This is a genomic window from Curvivirga aplysinae, assembly GCF_009711445.1.
GTDB lineage: Bacteria > Pseudomonadota > Alphaproteobacteria > UBA8366 > Aestuariispiraceae > Curvivirga > Curvivirga aplysinae.
This window is the reverse complement of sequence record NZ_SMMC01000054.1, coordinates 1-4,734: the sequence shown is the minus strand read 5'-3', so window position 1 is coordinate 4,734 and position 4,734 is coordinate 1. Positions and strand designations below refer to the sequence as shown.

6 protein-coding genes are annotated in these 4,734 nt (G+C 41.3%); 4 read left to right on the top strand and 2 right to left on the bottom strand.

Going from position 1 to position 4,734, the window contains the following annotated elements:
• The first annotated feature begins 239 nt into the window (after nt 1-239).
• From rpiB to ribD, 4 genes are all read left to right on the top strand, one after another.
• Nucleotides 240-674, top strand: a complete 435-nt coding sequence (gene rpiB, locus E1160_RS00680) for a ribose 5-phosphate isomerase B (protein WP_155153070.1) — start codon at nt 240-242, stop codon at nt 672-674.
• A 158-nt stretch (nt 675-832) separates the two neighbouring features.
• Entirely contained in the window at nt 833-2,134 is a 1,302-nt protein-coding gene (gene glyA, locus E1160_RS00675; protein ID WP_155153069.1) for a serine hydroxymethyltransferase, read from the top strand.
• Between the two features lie 185 nt (nt 2,135-2,319).
• A complete protein-coding gene (nrdR, locus tag E1160_RS00670) occupies nt 2,320-2,784 on the top strand; it encodes a transcriptional regulator NrdR (RefSeq protein WP_155153068.1) in 465 nt (154 codons plus the stop codon).
• Nucleotides 2,785-2,816: 32 nt separating this feature from the next.
• A complete protein-coding gene (gene ribD / locus E1160_RS00665) occupies nt 2,817-3,920 on the top strand; it encodes a bifunctional diaminohydroxyphosphoribosylaminopyrimidine deaminase/5-amino-6-(5-phosphoribosylamino)uracil reductase RibD (protein WP_155153067.1) in 1,104 nt (367 codons plus the stop codon).
• Between the two features lie 46 nt (nt 3,921-3,966).
• On the opposite strand, the gene E1160_RS00660 is transcribed toward ribD, so the two are convergent.
• Entirely contained in the window at nt 3,967-4,401 is a 435-nt protein-coding gene (locus E1160_RS00660; RefSeq protein WP_218048625.1) for an SRPBCC family protein, read from the bottom strand.
• On the bottom strand, nt 4,394-4,734 hold a 341-nt coding region (locus E1160_RS00655; RefSeq protein ID WP_218048624.1), incomplete at its 5' end, for an ArsR/SmtB family transcription factor. The genes E1160_RS00655 and E1160_RS00660, both read right to left, overlap by 8 nt.

Genomic DNA, 4,734 nt, shown 5'->3' with positions numbered 1-4,734 from the left:
AAAAAATCAATAGCAAAATGAAATATTCGACTAATTGATTCGAATGAATACCAAATAATTCTAATTAGCGGATTATTATCAAAAATTAGGCCAGTTTGTGATTTGTAAGAAAAACTATTAGGAAAACTGCAGTTTTCACGAATAAAACGTAGAGTTCTGCGCAACAATATGTTATCAGCGGCGGTAATTAATTCCTAATTATTATTTCTTGTCAATTTAGGACAAAGGAAAAGGGTGGCATGTCAAAGAAGACAATTGCTTTGGCGTCTGATCATGCAGGCGTAGATTTAAAAGCGAGTTTAATTTCAAAACTGGAAGATTGGGGCTATGAAGCGCTCGATTTAGGGCCTTTAACCAAGGATTCTGTGGATTATCCTGATTTTGCAGACAAATTAACATCTACATTGAATGAAGGTCCTGTAGAGACAGGGGTTTTGATTTGTGGAACTGGTATTGGGATATCTATTGCAGCTAATCGTCATAAACATATTCGCGCTGCTTTATGTCAATCTGCCACAGAAGCTAAATTAACGCGCCTACATAATAATGCGAATGTTCTTGCATTAGGGGCACGTATTATTGGTGAAGAAATAGCAATTGATTGCTTAAAAACATTCTTGGAAACGGAATATGAAGGCGGTCGTCATGAGCGTCGTGTGGCTAAAATGTCATGATTTTCGTCGCTATGACGCAATCAGCATAGCAAACAATTCCTAGAATGACGCCTATTCTGACATGATGAATGATAAGAACATCGTGGGGTGTCGGAAGGGAAGTATTCACGTTCGGCTTTATCCTAAGTCGATTTATCACACTAAGAGAGGGTGACATTATGAGCGAGCGTCCAGATCTTTTCGGATTTGATGGTTTCTTTGAGAAAAAAGTACAAGAAACAGATCCTGACATCTACAGCGCATTGGTAGAAGAAGGCCAACGTCAACAAGATGGTATTGAGTTGATTGCTTCAGAAAACATTGTGAGCCGCGCTGTTATGGAAACAATGGGCACAGTTTTCACAAATAAATATGCGGAAGGTTATGCAGGCCGCCGTTATTATGGTGGTTGTGAGAAAGTTGATATTGCTGAGAATTTAGCAATTGATCGCGCTAAAAAATTATTCAATTGTGAATATGTAAACGTACAGCCTCACTCTGGTGCGCAAGCTAACCAAGGTGTTTTCCAAGCATTATTGCAACCTGGTGATACATTTTTGGGTTTGAACCTTGCTTGTGGCGGTCACTTGACACATGGTGCGGCACCTAACCAATCTGGTAAATGGTTTAATGCTATTCAGTATGATGTGAATGAAGACGATGCTTTGATTAATTTTGATCAAGTTGAAGCGTTGGCAAAAGAACATCAACCAAAGTTGATTATTGCTGGTGGTTCTGCTTATCCACGTATATTGGATTTCAAGCGTTTCCGTGAAATCGCAGATAGTGTTGGTGCATTGCTATTCGTTGATATGGCGCATTTTGCAGGTTTGGTTGCTGGTGGCCAGCATCCTAATCCATTGGATTATGCCGATGTTGCGACAACAACAACCCACAAAACCTTACGTGGCCCACGTGGTGGTATGATCCTTACAAACCGTGAAGATATTGCAAAGAAAATTAACTCTGCAGTATTCCCAGGTTTGCAAGGTGGACCATTAATGCATGTGATTGCAGCAAAAGCTGTTGCATTTGGTGAAGCGCTTCGCCCAGAGTTCAAAACATATGCAGAGCAAGTTGTTAAAAACGCACAAGTATTGGCTGAGACAATTATCGAAGGTGGTTTTGATATTGTTTCTGGTGGTACAGATACGCACTTGATGCTTGTTGACTTACGTCCAAAAGGCCTAACAGGTAACTTCGCAGAAGTTGCGTTAGAGCATGCTGGTCTGACATGTAACAAAAACGGTGTTCCATTTGATCCTGAAAAACCAATGGTAACATCTGGTATTCGTTTGGGTACACCTGCTGGTACAACTCGTGGCTTCAAAGAAGCCGAGTTCAAGCAAATTGGTGAAATGATTGTTGAAGTGTTGGATGGTTTGGCTGCAAATGGTCCAGAAAACAACGGTGAAGTTGAGAAGTCAGTTGGTGCAAAAGTTCAGGAATTGTGCAACCGTTTCCCACTTTACGACCTTTAAGATATCTTAGTTATAGTGATGAAATAATGTGGTTTTGACATATTCTCGTCACAAGATGTTGTAAAATGAGCCCATAGTCTGTTATTCTCAGACTATGGGCTTTTTATTTGGAATTACAAAAGAGCTCAAACATTGCGAAGTAACGCACAAAGCAAATCAAGTTAAGTACAAACAGGGGTGCTTCCATGAAATGTCCGTTCTGTCATCATGATGATACGCAGGTAAAGGATTCACGTCCTACCGAAGATCACAATGCGATTCGTCGTCGTCGCTTATGCGGAAATTGTGGTGCCCGTTTTACAACTTTTGAACGTGTGCAACTGCGCGAATTAACTGTGGTTAAGAAAAATGGTGCAAAAGAACCATTTGATCGCGATAAACTTCTACGTTCTATGCGTACCTCTTTACGTAAAAGAAATGTTGATCAAGAACGTGTTGAGCGTGTGGTTAATTCTATTGTCCGACGGCTCGAGAGTAGCGGTGAAAGTGAGATCCAGGTAAAAACCATCGGTGAGATGGTTATGGAAGCTTTACTGCAGTTAGATGAAATTGCGTATATCCGCTTTGCATCCGTCTATAAAAATTTCCGTGAAGTTAAAGATTTTGAAGAATTCATTGATACGACAGTGCGCCCAGATGGCGACGACTGATCAATCGTTCCTTTTTTAGATGGACATAGCTGATGACGTTTTCTCAGCAAGATAAGCATTATATGAAAACGGCCCTAGACCTGTCTCGACGTGGATTAGGTAATGTATGGCCCAATCCAGCTGTTGGTTGTGTAATTGTCAATACTGAGGGGCAAGTTATTTCTCGTGGATGGACTCAACCTTCAGGAAGGCCGCATGCCGAAGCTTTGGCTTTAGAAAAAGCTGGTAAGGCGGCTCAAGGAGCAACCGCTTATGTCACACTTGAACCTTGCAGTCATTACGGTAAGACGCCACCTTGTGCAAAATCCCTTATTGAAGCATGTGTATCTCGTGTAGTTATAGCGACTTCCGATCCCGACCCACGTGTGTCCGGCGCAGGAGTAAAAATGCTTCTAGACGCGGGTATCCAAGTTGAAGAAGGGCTTTTCAAGGAAGAGGCAGATGAAATAAACGCAGGTTTCTTTAATCGTATTACGAAAAAACGGCCCTATATCACTTTAAAAGTGGCGACAACATTAGATGGCTATATTGCATCAGCTATTGGTCATAGTAAGTGGATTACAGGTCCGTCCGCACGGATGCGAGGACACTTGTTACGAAGTCAGAACGATGCGATTTTGGTAGGGGCAGGTACTGCTATTGCTGATGATCCCAGTCTAAATACACGTTTTGTTGGGGCAGGGGATGCGGATCAACCTGTGCGTATTGTTCTGGATAGTAAGTTAGGTCTTAAAGGTAAAAGGCCAAAATTACTTGAAATTGCGAATGCAGAATCACCTGTATGGTTGATCAATTCAGTCGAAGTTGAGGAACAGCTTTCGGATTTTGTATCCATTGTACCAACACATGCTATGAAGGATGGACGGATTGACGTGGTGTCTGCTGTCGAAACGATTGCAGATCAAGGAATTACTCGTTTATTGATTGAAGGTGGTGGGCAGGTTGCTGCAAGTTTCTTGAAAGCCGGACTTGTTGATCAAATTTATTGGTTTAGAGCGCCATCGATTATTGGTGGTGACGGTTTACCGGCGATTGCTTCTTTAAAGATTGAAGATTTAGTTGATATGCCACGGTTTAGTGTGACTTCGACAGAGAAATGTGGCGAAGATCAGCTAACAATTTTGAAAATTTTTTAGTTAAAACAGGAAGATAATTGGATAACGTCCTGCTATTAGTTTTATCTTATGCAGCTATTTTAATCAGGTAGGCTTTTAGATGGCTAATGCAACTGTGCCAGCCACTTGCATGTTTGTCGCGCATATCTTCTTGTGAAAATTCACGATGAACTAAAACGAGTTCCGAACTATTTATACCTGTATGATTAAAGGTTAGTTCTAGCTCGGTTTGATGTTCGCTGCCTTCCCATTGCCAAGACATTATAATTTTTTTGTTTTCTTCAATGGTTTTATAGGTCCCACCCACAATGTTGAAGTCACAATCATCACTTTGTTTTATCGTAATTCTGTAGGTGCCGCCTTCTTTGAAATTTACTTCCATGGCGGGGACATCTGTTTCTCCAGGGGCAAGCCATTGTTGTAGGATTGCTGGTGATTTCCAGGCGTCAAATAGTTCTGCTACAGAAACATCAAAACCTTTGGTTAAAGTTAAACTATGCATTTTCATTCTCCTTCGAGGGGTGGGTTAGTATATTGTCAAGAACATCCAATTTATCATTCCAAAAACGGCGATAGATACTGATCCAGTCCAATGCATGCCCCAATGCTTCTGGGCGTAATGAACAATAATGTGTGCGCCCGTCAACACGACGTCTTAAGAGACCTGCTTTCTCCAGAATTTTAAGATGTTTAGAAACAGCGGCTAGCGACATGTCATAAGGGGCTGCAAGCTCGCTTATTGTCTGTTCTTTTTCAGCAAGGCTATGAACCAAATCACGTCTGGTTTGATCTGATAACGCCATGAAAACTTCATCTAAGTTATTACTCATTTTAT